8 protein-coding genes are annotated in these 14,996 nt (G+C 74.4%); all 8 read right to left on the bottom strand.

Annotated elements, in window-relative coordinates:
- Position 1: 1 nt before the first annotated feature.
- Positions 2–1,090: an SAM-dependent methyltransferase gene (locus ACFV9J_RS28715; protein WP_385358718.1), complete on the bottom strand. Its 1,089-nt coding sequence runs from the start codon at positions 1,088–1,090 to the stop codon at positions 2–4.
- Positions 1,078–1,920, bottom strand: coding sequence for a thioesterase II family protein (locus ACFV9J_RS28710; RefSeq protein ID WP_385358716.1), 843 nt, complete (start codon positions 1,918–1,920; stop codon positions 1,078–1,080). Before ACFV9J_RS28710 ends, ACFV9J_RS28715 begins: the two co-directional genes overlap by 13 nt.
- A complete protein-coding gene (locus ACFV9J_RS28705) occupies positions 1,907–2,950 on the bottom strand; it encodes an NAD-dependent epimerase/dehydratase family protein (protein ID WP_385358713.1) in 1,044 nt (347 codons plus the stop codon). Before ACFV9J_RS28705 ends, ACFV9J_RS28710 begins: the two co-directional genes overlap by 14 nt.
- A 3-nt stretch (positions 2,951–2,953) precedes the next feature.
- Positions 2,954–9,844 (bottom strand): aminotransferase class I/II-fold pyridoxal phosphate-dependent enzyme, encoded by a 6,891-nt coding sequence (locus tag ACFV9J_RS28700; protein ID WP_385358710.1) that lies wholly within the window; start codon positions 9,842–9,844, stop codon positions 2,954–2,956.
- Between the two features lie 27 nt (positions 9,845–9,871).
- Positions 9,872–11,470, bottom strand: a complete 1,599-nt coding sequence (redM, locus tag ACFV9J_RS28695; RefSeq protein WP_385358708.1) for an L-proline--[L-prolyl-carrier protein] ligase RedM — start codon at positions 11,468–11,470, stop codon at positions 9,872–9,874.
- 115 nt (positions 11,471–11,585) lie between these two features.
- Complete coding sequence (locus ACFV9J_RS28690; RefSeq protein ID WP_385358706.1) at positions 11,586–13,520, bottom strand: aminotransferase class I/II-fold pyridoxal phosphate-dependent enzyme; 1,935 nt, start codon at positions 13,518–13,520, stop codon at positions 11,586–11,588.
- Positions 13,517–13,780 (bottom strand): acyl carrier protein, encoded by a 264-nt coding sequence (locus ACFV9J_RS28685; protein ID WP_385358704.1) that lies wholly within the window; start codon positions 13,778–13,780, stop codon positions 13,517–13,519. Before ACFV9J_RS28685 ends, ACFV9J_RS28690 begins: the two co-directional genes overlap by 4 nt.
- 59 nt (positions 13,781–13,839) lie before the next feature.
- Positions 13,840–14,847 (bottom strand): beta-ketoacyl-ACP synthase III, encoded by a 1,008-nt coding sequence (locus tag ACFV9J_RS28680; RefSeq protein WP_385358702.1) that lies wholly within the window; start codon positions 14,845–14,847, stop codon positions 13,840–13,842.
- Between the last annotated feature and the right edge of the window lie 149 nt (positions 14,848–14,996).

The following is a 14,996-nucleotide window of genomic DNA, read 5'->3' as shown; positions in this document are numbered from 1 at the left end:
GTCAGGCGTGCGCGACGCGCTTGCTGGTGCCCGTGAAGGCGTGGAACTGCTCGCCCGGGACGATCCGGGTGGCCTCGACGTCGTCGAACCCCGCCTGGCGGAGCTGGTCCGCCAGTGCGTCGGCCTGCGGCAGCGGGCCGCCGAAGTCGGCGTAGGTGAACCAGAGGTTGAGCGCCTCAAGGCCGACGTTCCCGCCCTTGCACGAGGTGGTGAGCAGCAGCCTGCCCCCGGGTGCCAGCAGGTCGTGGGCCCGGCGCAGGGCGTCGACCCGCTCGGCCTCGGGGAAGTAGTAGATGTTGTTGTGCAGGGTGACCAGGTCGAACTGGGGCTGCGCGTCGAGGGTGCGCAGGTCGGCCTGCCGGGTCTCGACCCGGTCGGTCAGCCCCCACTCGGCCATGTTCGCCGCGGCGCTGTCGGCCACGTCCTGCTGGAGGTCGACGGCGAGCGCCGACAGGCGGGGATTCAGCTCGGCGGCGTAGCGGACGTAGGTGCCGCTGCCGCAGCCGACCTCCAGGAGCCGTACGGGCGCGTTCCGGTCCAGGGTGCGGGCGATGGCCTCCTCGACCAGCGGCTGGATCACCCGGGTGGAGCGTGCGATGACCAGGCCGTCCTGGTCGTCCAGGGAGAAGCGGCGGCCCTCGCGCAGCATGCGGGGGCCGTTCAGCAGTGCGGGCACGTGGAAGCGCAGGACCTCCTCCAGCGCGGCGGCGATCGCGTCGTTGCCGGGCTGGGCGAGCGCCTTGGCGGGCAGGCTGCGCAGCTTGTAGCAGCCCTCGCGCCTGGTGAGGTCGCCGAGGCGGATGCCCATGTCCAGCCACTCCTTGAGGCGCGGCAGGTCCTCGTCGGCGATGTCGAGCCGTTCCGCCAGCGACTGAAGGTCGCAGGGGCGTACGGCGAGGGCGGCGAGCACGCCCGAACTCGCCGCCGAGGCCAGGAAGGCGGCCCGGTACACCGGCTCGACGAAGCCCTTGGACAGGGCCAGGAGCAGCGGCATGTGCGGGTTGCCGAGCACCTTGGTCACGGTGCGCAGGTCGGTCAGCGGCGCCTCGACGCGACTGCCGACGCTCTTGGCCAGGCTCAGAATGTCCATGTTGCTTCCCTAGTTGCCTTCCTGTGCGGGGTGGTGCCGAGGACGTCGAGTTCGGTGCCCAGGTGGGCGAGCAGCCGGTCGCGGGACGGGCCGCCGTTCAGGAAGAAGTGGTTGCCCGGCAGGTGGCGCCGCAGGAACGAGCCGGTGGTGTAGGGCCGCCAGGCCTCGACCATCTCCGGGGTGGCGATGGGGTCGGCGGCGGCGGAGAACGCGGTCGTCGGGCAGTCCAGCGGCGGCCGTGGGTGCCAGTCGTAGCGCTCGCAGGCGCGCAGGTCGGCGCGGAGCACCGGGAGCCTGCGGTCGAAGTAGGCGGCGCCCAGGGTGTCCGCGTCGTCGAGGCCGCCCAGGTCCCGGATGACCTCGCGCAGGGCGGTGTCGGACAGGGTGTGGTCGGCGCGGTCGCCGTACAGGTGCGGGGCCCGGCTGCCGGAGACGAACAGGTGCCGGGGCCGCGGCGCCCCGCGCCGGCGCAGCACGCAGGCCACCTCGTAGGCGAGCAGGGCACCCATGCTGTGCCCGAACAGCGCGTAGTCGTGGGTGAGCCGGTGCTCGTCCAGGGCGTCCGCGACCGCTTCGGCCAGGGGTTCCATGGTGTCGTACGGCCGCTCGCGCAGGCGCAGTCCGCGGCCGGGCAGTTGTACGGGTATGACGGCGACGGCGTCGCCCAGGTGCTCCTGCCAGCCGCGGAACGCGGAGACCGTCCCCCCGGCGTAGGGGAAGCAGACCAGGCGCAGCGGGGCGGCCGCCGGGTCGGGCGGCTCGGCGGCCGGTGCCGCGACGGGGCGGGGGAACCAGGCGGACCGCTGGGAGAGCAGGTCAGCGGGCGACATGGGCGCGCCCCTCGGGCGAGTCGAGCCAGGCGACGGTGCGCCGCATGCCCTCCTGGAAGTCGACCTCGCCCTTGAAGCCCAGCTCCTCCTGGGCCCGCCCGATCGGGTAGGACTGGTCGCGGTCGAAGAGGTGGACGGCGTGCCGGGTCAGCACGGGCCGGGAGTTGACGCGCAGGGCGCCCCACAGCTTCTCGGAGACGGTGGCGACGGCGGTGGCGACGGGCGTGGGCAGGCTCAGCCAGGGGGCCTTGACGCCCATGCCGTCGGCGAGTGCCTCGACGTACTCGCGCCAGGTGGTGTCGTGCGGGTCGCGCAGGTTGTAGGCGCGGCCCGCGGTGTGCTCGCCGGTCGCGGCGGCGATGATGCCGTCCACGGCGTTGGAGACGTAGAGCAGCCCGGCCGGCACCCGGCCGCCGCGGATGTAGACCATCTGCTTGCCCAGCAGCAGGTTCGCGATCTCGATCACGAAGTCCTTGCTGCCGGGGCCGTAGACGGAGACCGGACGGACCACCGTGACCGGCTGGCCGGTGCGTTCGGCGGCGGCCCACACGGCGGCCTCGCCGAGCATCTTGCTGCGGTTGTAGGGCAGGCCGATGTCGCGCGGGGCGGTTCTCTCGTCGCAGGGCCGCTCGGGGTAGCCGTAGACGTCGGTGGTGCTGAGGTGGACCAGGCGCTCGACCGTCCCGGCCTCGTGGGCCGCCTCGACGAGGTTCCGCGCGCCGTCCACGTTGACCGCGCGGAACCGGTCCCAGGGGCCCCAGTCGGCCGAGAGTCCGGCGCAGTTGTAGACGTGGCGGATGCCCGTGGTGGCCCGGCGCAGGCTGTCGGTGTCACCGAGGTCGCCGACGGTGATCTGGGCGGCGGCCCCGGCGAAGGCCGCACGGTCGCTCGTGGAGCGCGCCAGGACGCGGACGCGGTGCCCGCGCTCGGCCAGGCGGTGCACCAGGTGACCGCCGATGAAGCCGCTGGCGCCGGTGACCAGGATGTCGGGGGCGGCGGCGGACGGGCTGTCTTGGCTGAGTGAGGACATGGATCACACCAGGAGGTCGAGGGAGTGTTCGAGGTCTGCTTCGCTGTGGTCCGCGTTGATGAAGAAGCGGAGCCGGCACTGGTCGCGCGGGACGGCGGGGTAGCCGATCGGCATGACGTTGACGCCGCGCTCAAGGAGCGAGTTGGAGAGCGCCATCGTCTTCTCCCAGTCACCGGTGATCACGGGGATCACCGCGGAGAGGCGGGAGACGCCGACGTCGAGGCCTCGGGAGCGGGCGCCTGCGCGGAAGAACTCGGCCAGCTCCCGCACCCGTGCGACCCGCTCGGGCTCGTCCTGGACGACGCGCAGCGCCTCCAGCGCGGCGGCGGCGTTGGCCGGGGAGATGCCGGTGGAGAAGATGTGCAGCGGCGCGGTGAACTTGAGGTACTCGATGATCGGGCGGCGGGCGGCGATGTACCCGCCGAGGCTGCCCAGCGCCTTGCTGAGGGTGCCCATCCACAGGTCGACGTCGGCCGGGTCGGTGCCGTAGTGCTCGCCCACGCCGCGGCCGGTGCGGCCCAGGACGCCGATGGAGTGCGCCTCGTCGATCATCAGCATGGCGCCGTGGCGCTTCTTGACCTCGATGAAGCGCGGCAGGTCGGGGATGTCGCCGTCCTGGCTGTAGGCGCCCTCGATGACGACGAGCGCCCTGCGGTGCGAGGCCCGTGCTCCGGTCAGGATGCGGTCGAGGGCGGCCCAGTCGTTGTGCGGGAAGGACCGGCGCCGGGCGCCCGAGAGGATGCAGCCGCGCACGGTGCTGTCGTGGATCCAGGCGTCGTGCACGACCAGGTCCTCCGGGCCGAACAGATGGCCGACGGTGGCGACGTTGGTGGCGTGGCCGCCGGCGAACACGATGGCCGCCTCGGCACCGATGAACTGGGCGATCTCGGCTTCGAGTTCGTGGTGCAGCGGGGTCTCGCCGAACAGCAGCGGGGTGGCGGAGGCGGAGGTGCCGTAGCGGTCCACGGCGTCCTTGGCCGCCTGGCGCACGCGGGGGTGGTGGGAGAGCGCCAGGTAGTTGAAGGCCGCGAAGTTGACGACCTTGGTGCCGTCGACGGTGGCGAGCGCGGAGTTGAAGCCCTCGTGCGTACGGCCGTAGGGGTTCGAACCGCTGGTCCGGGTCTGGCGGAGCCTGCCCTGGAGTTCCGCGTACTCCGCCCAGTCCTCGAAGGCGCGCTCCTGGCGTACGGCGGCGGCGGGCGCCGGAACCGGGTCGGGAACGGGGTCGGGGGCGGGGGCTGCGGCGGGTATCGGGGCGGGGGCCGCCCGCACCGGGGAGGGGGGTGCCGGGGGCGGGAACGCCTGCGCCGGGTACGGCTGGGGGACGTAGTAGGCGTACGCGGGAGCACCGTGCGGCGGGTAGCCGTACGGGTACGGGTACGGCACTCCGGGCTGCGGGACCGGGGCGGCGACGGCGTAGCCGTGGGGCGGGGCCGGGAAGGCTCCGTACGGGCCGTACTGCGGGGCCGGGACGGGCGGGGCCGCCGGTACGGCCGCGGGGTGGACCGGCGGCGCGCCCGGGCCGGTGCCGACGGTGCCCGCCGGGGCGGTACGTGCGCCGCCGGCGAGGTCGCCGTCGAGGTCGTCGCCGGCGGCGAGCCGGCCGATGATGTCCTGCACCGTGGGGTCCTCCGGCAGGTCCTGGAGCGTGTGCATCCGTTGGGGGAAGCGGTCGGTGAGACGGCGCTGGAGGTCGGTCCGCATCAGGGAGTCGAATCCCAGCTCGAGACCGAGCCGGGCGTGCACCGGCAGGTCGGCCACGGGGAAGCCGCAGACGCGGGCGACGGTGTCGAGCACGGTGCGGGAGACCTCGCCCGCGGGGCCCGTCGGGGCGGTGCCCGGCACCGTGGGCTGGGACGGCATGGGATCGCCTTCCTGATCGGGAGTGGGGGCCTGGAACCGGTAGGTCCGGCGTTCGAAGGGCGTGTGCGGCAACGGGACCCGGGCGGGCGGGTGTTCGCCGTCCAGGGCGGACCAGTCGACGTTTCCGCCCGCGCAGTGGTAGCCGCCCAGCGACCGCAGCAGGGTGCGGCGGTCGGGTGCGCCGCGGCGCAGTGAGGGCAGCCACAGCGTGGGGCGTCCGTCGTTCTCGGGGCCGTCGGCGACGGCGGACCGGCCGAGGTTCAGCAGGGTGGGGTGCGGGCCGATCTCGACGAACGCGTCGCAGCCCGGCCCGCCTTCGGCGTCCCCCGCGCGCAGGCGGGCGAAGCCGTCGGCGAAGCGCACGGTGCCGAGCAGGTGGCGGACCCAGTACTCGGCGTCCACCCGGGTCACGGCTTCGCCGGTGGCGTCGGAGATCCACGGGATGGCCGGGGGGTGGAACTCGACGGCGCGCGCGGCCTCCAGCAGCGGCTCGGCGGCGCCCGCCATCAGCGGTGAGTGGAAGGCGTGCGAGACGGCGAGCGGCCGGACGGTGACCCCGTCGCGCTCCAGGTCGCCGCGGAGCGCCGCGATCCGGTCGACCGCGCCGGAGAACACCAGGTTGCGGGGCGCGTTGACGGCGGCGAGGGCCACCCGGTCGTGGCCGGCCGCGATCTCGCGCACCGTCTCCGGATCGCCGGCGCAGGCGATCATCGCGCCCTCGCCGGGCTGTTCGTCCATGGCACGCCCGCGGACGACCGCCAGCGTGAGGGCGTCCTCCAGGGAGAGGACACCGGCGACGCACGCGGCGGCGAGGGCGCCGACGCTGTGCCCGAGCACGGCCGCCGGACGTACTCCGCAGCTCGTCCACAGGTCGGCGAGGGCGACTTCGAGGGCGACCAGGGCGGGCTGGCAGTACCGGGTGCGGGCCAGGTCCTCGGCGCGGTCCGGGTCGAAGAGCAGGTCGAGCAGCGGGATCTCCCCCAGGCCGCGCAGCACCGCGTCGGCGCGCCGCAGGGTGCGGGCGAAGACGGGGTGGGCGTCGTACAGCTCGCGGCCCATGCCCGGGTACTGGGTTCCCTGGCCGCCGAAGAGGAAGGCGACGGTGGGCGCGGTGCCGTCCGCGGGTTGGCCGCGGGCCACGTCGACGGCGGGCTCGCGGCGGATCAGCGCCTCCAGCGCGGCGTCCAGTTCGTCCCGGGTCGCGGCGGTGAGGACCGCCCGGTGGGACAACCGGGAACGGCCCGCGCCGGCCGAGTGGCACAGGGCGGCGAGCGGCACGCCGGGGTGGGCCGCGAGGTGGGTGCGGTAGCGGCCGGCCAGGGTGGCCAGGGCGGTCTCGGTGTGCGCGGACAGGGACAGGGCGTGCACCGTGCCGTCGGGGGCGCCGGACCCGGCGGCGGGCGCCGGGGGTTCGGGCGCGGACTCGACGATCACGTGGGCGTTGGTGCCGCCGAAACCGAATGAGCTGACGCCCGCGCGCAGGGTGCCCTCGGCGGGCAGGGCCCGGCGGGTGGTGGGCACGGTCAGGCCCGAACCCGTCCAGTCCAGGTGGCGGTTGGGGGTGGTCAGGTGCAGCAGCGGCGGTACCTCCCGCTGCCGCAGCACGAGCACGGCCTTGATCAGCCCGGCGATGCCGGCGGCCGCCTCCAGGTGGCCGATGCCGGTCTTCACCGAGCCGACCGGGCAGGGGGCGTCGGCTGGGCGGCCGCGGCCGTAGACGCCGGCCAGGGCCTCCCACTCGATGGGGTCGCCGAGGGCGGTGCCGGTGCCGTGCGCCTCGACGTAGTCGATCTGTCCGGGCTCCACTCCGGCCCGCTCGAGTGCCCCGGTCATCACGGCACGCTGGGCCGTGCCGCGGGGGGCGGTCAGGCCGTTGGCCCGGCCGCCGTGACCGAGCGCGGAGCCGGTGAGCACGGCGTGCACGCGGTCCCCGTCGGCCAGCGCGGCGGACAGCGGCTTGAGGCACACCAGACCCGCGCCCTCGCCGCGGACGTAGCCGTCGGCGCCGTCGTCGAAGGTGCGGCAGCGTCCGCCGGGGCCGAGCATGCCACCCCGGGCCAGGGCCTGCGAGAGCCCCGGTGTCAGCATCAGGTTGACGCCGCCCGCGAGGGCGACTGAGCACTCGCCGTCCCGCAGGCTGCGCAGCGCGGTGTGCACGGCGGCGAGCGAGGAGGAGCAGGCGGTGTCGAGGGCGAGGCTGGGCCCGGTCAGGTCGAAGAAGTACGAGAGCCGGCCGGCCGCCACGGACTGGGCGTTGCCGGTGGCGGAGTACATGTCGACGACGTCGGGGTGGGGCATCTGGAGATCGGCGTAGTCGTGCCCGCTGATGCCGACGAAGACACCGGTGTCCGTGCCGGCCAGGGAGGAGGGCGCGATGCCCGCGTCCTCGAAGGTCTGCCAGGCGACCTCCAGGAGCAGCCGCTGCTGGGGGTCCATGCGTTCGGTCTCGCGGGCGGAGATGCCGAAGAAGCGGGCGTCGAAGTCGTACACGTGCTCCAGGAAGCCGCCCGGCCGGCCGCCGGAGTCGCCGTGGCGGTCGGCGGGTGCCTCGCCCACGGCGTCGCGGCCGTCGCGCAGCAGCCGCCAGTAGCTGTCGGGGTCGGGTGCGCCGGGGAACCGGCAGCCGATACCGATCACGGCGACGGGCTCGTCGGCGCGCCCGCGGGCGGGCTCGGGGGCGGGACGCCGCGGGCGCGGACGCGGGGTGCCGTCGGCGCCGGGTCCGGTGACGTGGGCCGCGAGGGACTCGACCGTCGGGTGGTCGTAGAGGGTGGCCGGGGTCACGGGGGTGCCGAGCCAGTCGCCGAACGGGTCGGTGAGGGCCACTGCCTGCTTGGAGTCCAGGCCCAGTGAGGTGAAGGGGGCCGTCGTGTCGATCACCGAGGGGCGCAGCCCCAGCCGGGCGGCGACGGCCCGCCGCAGCCAGTCCACGGCCTGGGACCTGCTCCGCTCCGGCGCGGCCGCGGGCGCGGGTGCGGCGTCGGTGAGCGCGGCGCGGCACAGCCCGGTGAGGGACGGGGCGCCGTCCGGCTCGGGGCCGGACAGGAGTTCACCGACGTCGAGGGCGACGCCGAGGCGCTCGGACAGCGTCCGTACGGCGGTCAGCAGCCGCGGGTAGCGCGAGGTGGTGCCGTCGGGCGCGTGGGTCGCGGCGCGGTCGAGGGCGTCGGCGACGAGGGCGGCCGTACGGTCCGGGGAGGCGGGGGCGTGCGGGGCGGGGGCGTCCGGCAGGGCACCGTCCTGGACGACGCTCGCGGCCACCACGGGCAGTTCCAGGTCGAGCAGGCGCTGCCGGCAGGCGCCGCGCTGGATCTTGCCGCTGGTGGTGCGCGGCACCGAGGAGCGTTTGAGCAGCACGACGGTGTGCGGTGTCACCTGGTGCTCGTCGGCGATGGCGGTGCGCAGCCGGGCGAGCAGGGCGTGCGGGTCCCCGGCGCCGGGGCCGCCGATCTCGTAGGCGAGCGCGAGTTGTTCGCCGTCGGCGGTGGGGATGGCGAACGCCGCGCCGTACCCGGCGCGCAGTCCCGCGCCGACCCGTTCGGCCGTCTGCTCCACGTCCTGGGGGTGGATGTTGCGGCCCTGGACGATGATCACGTCCTTGGTCCTGCCGACCACGTAGAGCTGGCCGTCGTGGCGGAACCCGACGTCGCCGGTGCGCAGCCAGGCGTTGCCCGGTTCGCCGTCGACCGGGGTGCCGAAGACCTCGGCGGCGGCCTCGGGGCGTCCCCAGTAGCCGCGGGCGACGCCGGGTCCACTGACCCGGATCTCGGCGACGGTGCCGTCGGGGACCCGGCGGCCGGTGGCGGCGTCGACCACCGCGACCTCGACGTCGGCGACGGGTGCTCCGCAGCCGACGACGCGGGTGGTGCGGACGCTGCCGGGGTCCGCGGGACGCGCGGTGCCCGCCTCCAGGGCCGCCGCGTCGAAGGACTCCACCACCGGCGGGTCGGCCGGCTGCACGCCGGTGACCATGAGGGTCGCCTCGGCGAGGCCGTAGCAGGGCAGCAGCGCGGTGCGGTCGAAGCCGGCCGGGGCGAAGTACTCGGCGAACCGGTCCAGGGTGTCGGGGCGGATCGGCTCGGCACCGTTCAGCGCCAGGCGCCAGCGGCTCAGGTCCAGGCCGGCCCGCTGCCCGGGGGTGATCCGGCGCAGGCACTGCTCGAAGCCGAAGTTGGGTGCCACGCTGGTGGAGGCGCCGGTGCGGGAGAGGGTCTCCAGCCACAGCAGCGGGCGCTGCACGAAGGTCATCGGCGCCATGAGGTGCGCGGGGAAGCCGCCGTACACCGGGGTGAGGATGCCGCCGATGAGACCCATGTCGTGGTACGGCGGCAGCCAGGAGACCATGCCGGAGTCCGCGTCGTGCCCGAGCCTGAGGTGGATGGAGCGCAGGTTGCGCACCAGGTTGCCGTGTTCGACCATCACGCCCTTGGGCGCGGCGGTGGAACCCGAGGTGTACTGGAGGAAGGCCAGCGACCGCGCCGTGGCTGCGGGGTCCTCCCAGGCGGCGGTGGACTCGCCGGTGTAGAGGTCCTCGGTCACCAGCCAGCGCACGCCGTCGAGTTCGGTGCCGACCCGGCCGGTGCCGCCGGCGGCGACGGCCTCGCGGACCCGGCGGGTGGTGAGGGCGTGGGTGGCGGCGCAGTCCCGGGCGATGGCCGCGAGCCGGGGCACCGTCTGGCCGAACCGGGCGTTGTCCGGCGGGTAGGCGGGGACGGCCACGGCACCGGCGTACAGGCAGCCGAAGAACGCGGCGAGGTAGTCGAGGCCCGGCGGGTGCAGCAGCAGCACCGGGCCCTGCCCCGCCCCGGCGTCCCGCAGGTGGGCGGCCACCTCGCGGGCGTGCAGGTCGAGTTCGCGGTAGGTCCAGGCGACGGAGGTGCCGTCGGTGTCGGTGAGGAAGCGGTGGGCGAGGGCGTCCGGGGTGTGTTCCGCCCGGTGCCGCAGCAGGGCCGTGACCGTCTCCGGTTCGGGTCCCTGCCAGTGCTCGTGCAGCGGGTCCGTCGGCCCGTGACTCGTCGGCCCGTGACTCACGTTCTTCTCCCTGCGGTTCCGGGCCATCTACCGGGCCGTTCCGAGCGGCGCCGCCGGGCGGGGCGCGGCGTCGAGACCGAGGCGGCGGTAGTCGGTCTTGCCGTTGGGGTTGAGCGGCATCCGGTCCAGCCGGACGGCGCCGTGCGGCACCATGTAGGTCGGCAGGTGCCGTGCGCAGTGCTGCTTGAGCTCCACCAGGCCGATCCGGTCGGCGCCCTCGCACAGGGTGTAGTAGAGCCGCAGCCGTGCCTTGGGTCCCGAGCCGTCGAGCAGGACGGCGGCTTCGGCGATGCCGGGGTGGCGCAGCGCGGCGGCCTCGATCTCCCCCAGCTCGACCCGGTAGCCGGAGAGCTTCACCATGCGGTCCTTGCGCCCCCGGTAGACCAGCCGGCCGTCCTCCTCGTAGCTGACCAGGTCGCCGGTGGGGTGCACGCCCCGGCAGTGGGCGGTGGAGACCGGCTCCTCGGCGCGCCGCCAGTAGCCGGGGGTCACGCACACGCCGGAGACGTGGAGTTCGCCGATCGCGCCGGGCTCCCGGACGGTGCGTCCGGCGTCGTCCACGACGGTGGTCCCGGCGCCGGTGATGGGGAGTCCGATCGGCACGGGGGTGGCCCGGTGCAGGTCCTCGGGACGCACCCGGTGGTAGGTGCAGACGTTGGTCTCGGTGGGGCCGTAGAGGTTGTAGAGCGGGGTGCCGGGCGGGAGCAGTTCACCGAGCGCGCGCAGCTGCGGGACGGGGAAGACCTCGCCGGCGAACAGGACGTAGCGCAGGCTCGCGGCGTGCTCGGGGGTGAGCGCCGCGGAGGTGGTCAGCAGGTGCAGGACCGAGGGGACGGAGTACCAGACGGTGATCCGGTGCCGGCGGATGCCCTCGGCCAGCGCGGTCACGTCCTTGGTCGCGGCGTCGGGGACGATCCACACCGCGGCCCCGCAGGACAGCGCGGTGAAGAGGTCGAAGGTGCTCAGGTCGAAGTTGAAGGAGGCGTGGCCCGCGAACACGTCGTCGGGGCCGACGTCCAGCTCGTCGCGGGCCCAGGCCACGAAGTTGGCCAGTGCGCCGTGCGAGATCTGCACCCCCTTGGGCGTGCCGGTGGACCCCGAGGTGTAGAGGATGGCGGCGAGGTCGCCGGGGGTGAGGGAGGGAAGCAGGGTGACCCGCCCGGCGCGGCCCTGCTCCCAGCTCTCCCAGCGGGCGACCGGGGTGCCGCCCACCGTGTCGGGCAGTGCGTCGCCGAGGGCCACGACCGTGGTGACGGACGCCGGCAGGTCCTCGTCCCCGAGCAGGGCGGCGTGGTGCGCGTCGGTGAACAGGACCACGGGTTCGGCGTCCGCCAGGATGGTCCGCACCCTGCTCACCGGCTGGCCGCCGTCCAGGGGGACGTAGGCGCACCCGGCCTCCAGGGCGGCGACGATCGCCTCGGCGTAGCGCGGCTGCTTGTCCATCCAGACGGCGATCCGGTCGCCGGTGCGTGTCCCCAGGCTGAGCAGGCGGGCGGCCACGGCCTCGACCCGGGCGGTGAACTCCCCGTACGTCAGGGGGTCGGCGCCTACGAAGGCGGGCCGGGCCGCGTGCTGCGCGGACGTGTCCCGTGGCAGGCGTATCACGGAGGGAGTGGCGGCGCTCATGGTGTACAGGCCCTTCTCCTTGACGTGCGTGGGTTGCTCGGGTCCGGCCGGGCAGGGAGGGGGCCTGCCCGGCCGGGGTGTGCGGGCGCGAAACGGTGCGGGGCTCAGAGGGCGGTCAGGGCGTGCCCGGCAGTACGCCGGTCTCGCGGGCGGCGTCGACGAAGATCTCCGCGGCCAGCTCCAGGTCCTGCGGCGTGTGTTCGCAGGTGACGCTGACCCGCAGCCGGGCGTCGCCGAGGGGCACGCCGGGGTAGACCACGGTCTGGCAGAACAGGCCGCGGGCGCGCACCGCCCGGCCCAGCTCCATCGCCCGGCGTTCGTCGCCGATGACGATGGGCAGGATGGCGCTCTCGGAGTGCTCCAGATCGAACCCGGCGTCCAGGAGCCGGTCCCGCAGCGTGCCGATGTTGGTCCACAGCCGCTTGAGGCGTTCCGGCTCGGACTCGATGACGTCGATGGAGGCGATCAGTCCGGCCGCGACCCCGGCGGGGATGTTCGCGGCGAAGACGTAGGAGTTGGAGTAGTAGCGCAGGTACTCGACGACCTCCTCCTCGCCGACCACGAACCCGCCCATGCCGGCCAGCGTCTTGCTCATGGTGCCCAGCTCCAGGTCGACCTCGCCCTTGAGCCCGAAGTGCTCGGCGGTGCCGGAGCCGCGTACGCCGAGGACACCGGTGGCGTGGGCGTCGTCGATCATCACGCGGGCGTCGTACTCCTTGGCCAGCCGGACGATCTCGGGCAGGTCGCACACGTCGCCGTGCATGCTGAAGACGCCGTCCGCGACGATGAGCCTGCCGCCGGTGCCCTCCGCCGCGCTGCGGCTGAGGATCCGCTCCAGGTCGGCCATGTCGTTGTGCCGGTAGATCTTGCGCACGGCGCCGGAGAGCCGTGCCCCGTCGACGATGCTCATGTGGTTGAGGCGGTCGACGACGAGGGTGTCGTAGCTCTTGACCAGGGCCGAGATGGCACCGAGGTTCGCGGAGTAGCCGCCGGGATAGACGATGCAGGCGGGCCGCTGCTTGAAGGCCGCCAGGCGGCGCTCCAGTTCCTTGTGCAGCATGTTGGTGCCGCCGATGAAGCGGGAGCCGGTGTGGGTGGCACCGTAGGTGCGGGTGGCGTCGACGACGGCCTCGATCACGCTGGGGTGGTTGGCGAGGCCGAGGTAGTTGTTCGAGGCGAACATGAGGAACTCGCGCTTGCGGCCCTCCAGTTCGTCGAAGATGACGGCGCGGCTCCCGCACCGGGAGTGCAGCGGCATGCCGTACCAGTACAGGCGGTCCTTCTCGCGGGAGCGCAGATAGCCGGCGAAGCTGCGGGTCTTGGCGAACAGGTCGGGGTCGCGCTGTTCGGTGAAGTCCTTCATGGAGCGGTGGTCCCAGCCGTCCGCGCCGGGCGCGGGCGCCGTCCCGCTCCGGCCGGGGGCCGGGGCCGCCGGGCCCGTCGCCGGTGCCGTCGCCGGTGCCGCCTCCGGGGCCGCCGTCCCGGGGGCCGCGACGACGAGGCCGCGCAGGGCGTCGGCCAGGGCGCGCAGGGTCGTGGCGCCGGCCGCGTCCGGGTCGGCGCCGGTGAGCCCGAGCCGCTCGGTGGCCTCGGCGACGACGGAGGTCAGGACGACCGAGTCGACGCCCAGTTCGCCCTCCAGGTCGGCGTCGAGGTCGAGCTGGTGGCGCTGGTACTGGGTCTGCCGCATGGCTGCCGCGACCACGGCCTCGGTGACGGGGTCGCCGGTCCCTTCCGCACCGGCCGCCGGCAGGGGGCCGGCGGCCGGTGCGGGCCGGTCGTCGCCGGTGCCGGCCAGTGCGGCGCCCACGGCGTCGACGAGTTCGCCGATGGTGGTGGGGCCGGTGGGCAGCGCGGCGGACAGGCCGAAGTGCTCACGGACGGAGACCAGGACGGACTCCATGATGACGGAGTCGATGCCGAGGTCGGCCTCGAAGTGGCTCTCCGGCCGCAGGTGGCTCTCGTCGTACAGGGTGCGGGCGGCGATGACGTGCACGACGCGTTCGCGGATCCGCGCGGTGTCGGGGAGTGCGTCGACGGAGTCGGTCATGCCGCGGTTCCCCCCTCGTTCTGCTTGAGCCGGTCGACCAGGGCGCAGATCGCGTTGACGGACCTGAAGTTCTGCAGGGTGACCTCCGGCAGCGGCACCGTGACGCGGAACTCGCCCTGCAGGTAGTGGACGAGGTCGAAGATGGCGGCGGAGTCGATGATGTTCAGCTCCGCGATGGGGGTGTCCGGCTCCAGGCCTTCGGCGTCGCCGCCCATCCAGGCGTCGGCGATGTAGTCGGTGATCAGTTTCCGAGGAGTCATGGTCGTCCTTGGTTCATCGGTCGTCTGCGCGCGCTTCGGCCGGGCCCGGCCGGCCGCCCTCAGACCGGATCTACGGCGGGCCAGGTCAGGGCGGCGGCACCCCAGGTGAGGCCGCCGCCGAAGGCGGTGAGGAGCACCCGGTCGCCGGGCCGGAGGGTGCCCCGGGCGTGCGCGTGGTCGAGCGCGAGGGGGATGGAGGCGGCGGCGGTGTTGCCCACCTCGGCGATGTTGCTGACGCTGCGCTCGCGGGGGATGCCGATCTCGTCGGCGAGCCGGGCGGTGATGCGGTGGTTGGCCTGGTGGCTGACCAGCCAGTCCACGTCCTCCACCCGCCAGCCCGCCCGGTCGAGCACGCTCTCCGCGCACTCGCCCATGCGCTGGACGGCGAGCCAGAAGACCCGCTTGCCCTCCATGGTGAAGTAGCGGTCGGCGAGATCGTCCGGTGCCACCGCGCCCGGCCGCGGCGGTCCGCCGGCCGGCACGGTGATCAGGTCCACGCCGGTGCCGTCGCTGCCCAGCCGCAGCGGGCCGAGGGCACCGGTCTCCCCCGGCTCACCGGCGCGCAGCACCACGGCGCCGGCGCCGTCACCGAAGATCACCGAGGTGGAGCGGTCCTGCGGGTTGAGGATGCGGGAGAACGTCTCCGCGCCGATGACCAGGACCCGTTCCGCCGCTCCGGACGCGATCAGACCGGACCCCGTGGCGAGCCCGTAGAGGAAGCCGGAGCACACCGCGGACACGTCGAACGCCGGGACCGGGCCGGTGCCCAGCCGGGCCGCCACCGTCGGCGCGGTCGCCGGGCAGGGCCGGTCCGGGGTGGTGGTGGCCACGATGACCGCGTCCACCTCGTCCGGTGTCAGGCGGGCGGACTTCAGCGCCCGCTCGGCCGCGCCCACCGCCAGGTCGGAGGTGTGGGTGCCCTCTTCGGCCACGTAGCGCTGGGCGATCCCCGTACGGGCCCGGATCCACTCGTCCGAGGTGTCCATCGTCCGCTCCAGCTCCGCGTTGGTGACGCACCGGGACGGCAGACAGGAACCGAGGCCGGCCAGCACGGACGACCGGGTCACCGGGCACCCCCCGCGGAGCGGCCGCGGTGTGCGGTGGGCCTGGTGCGGCGGCGGAGACGGGAAACCACGTGTGTGCTCCTCGCGTGGTGGACGGTTTGCCGGCCGGTGGGCGTGGGGAGTTAAGTCCGGCCCTCCGGCCGGACCGAGTC

It is taken from the genome of Streptomyces sp. NPDC059906, assembly GCF_042730645.1.
GTDB classification, from domain to species: Bacteria; Actinomycetota; Actinomycetes; order Streptomycetales; family Streptomycetaceae; genus Streptomyces; species Streptomyces rubrogriseus.
This window is presented reverse-complemented; position numbering and strand designations above follow the sequence as displayed.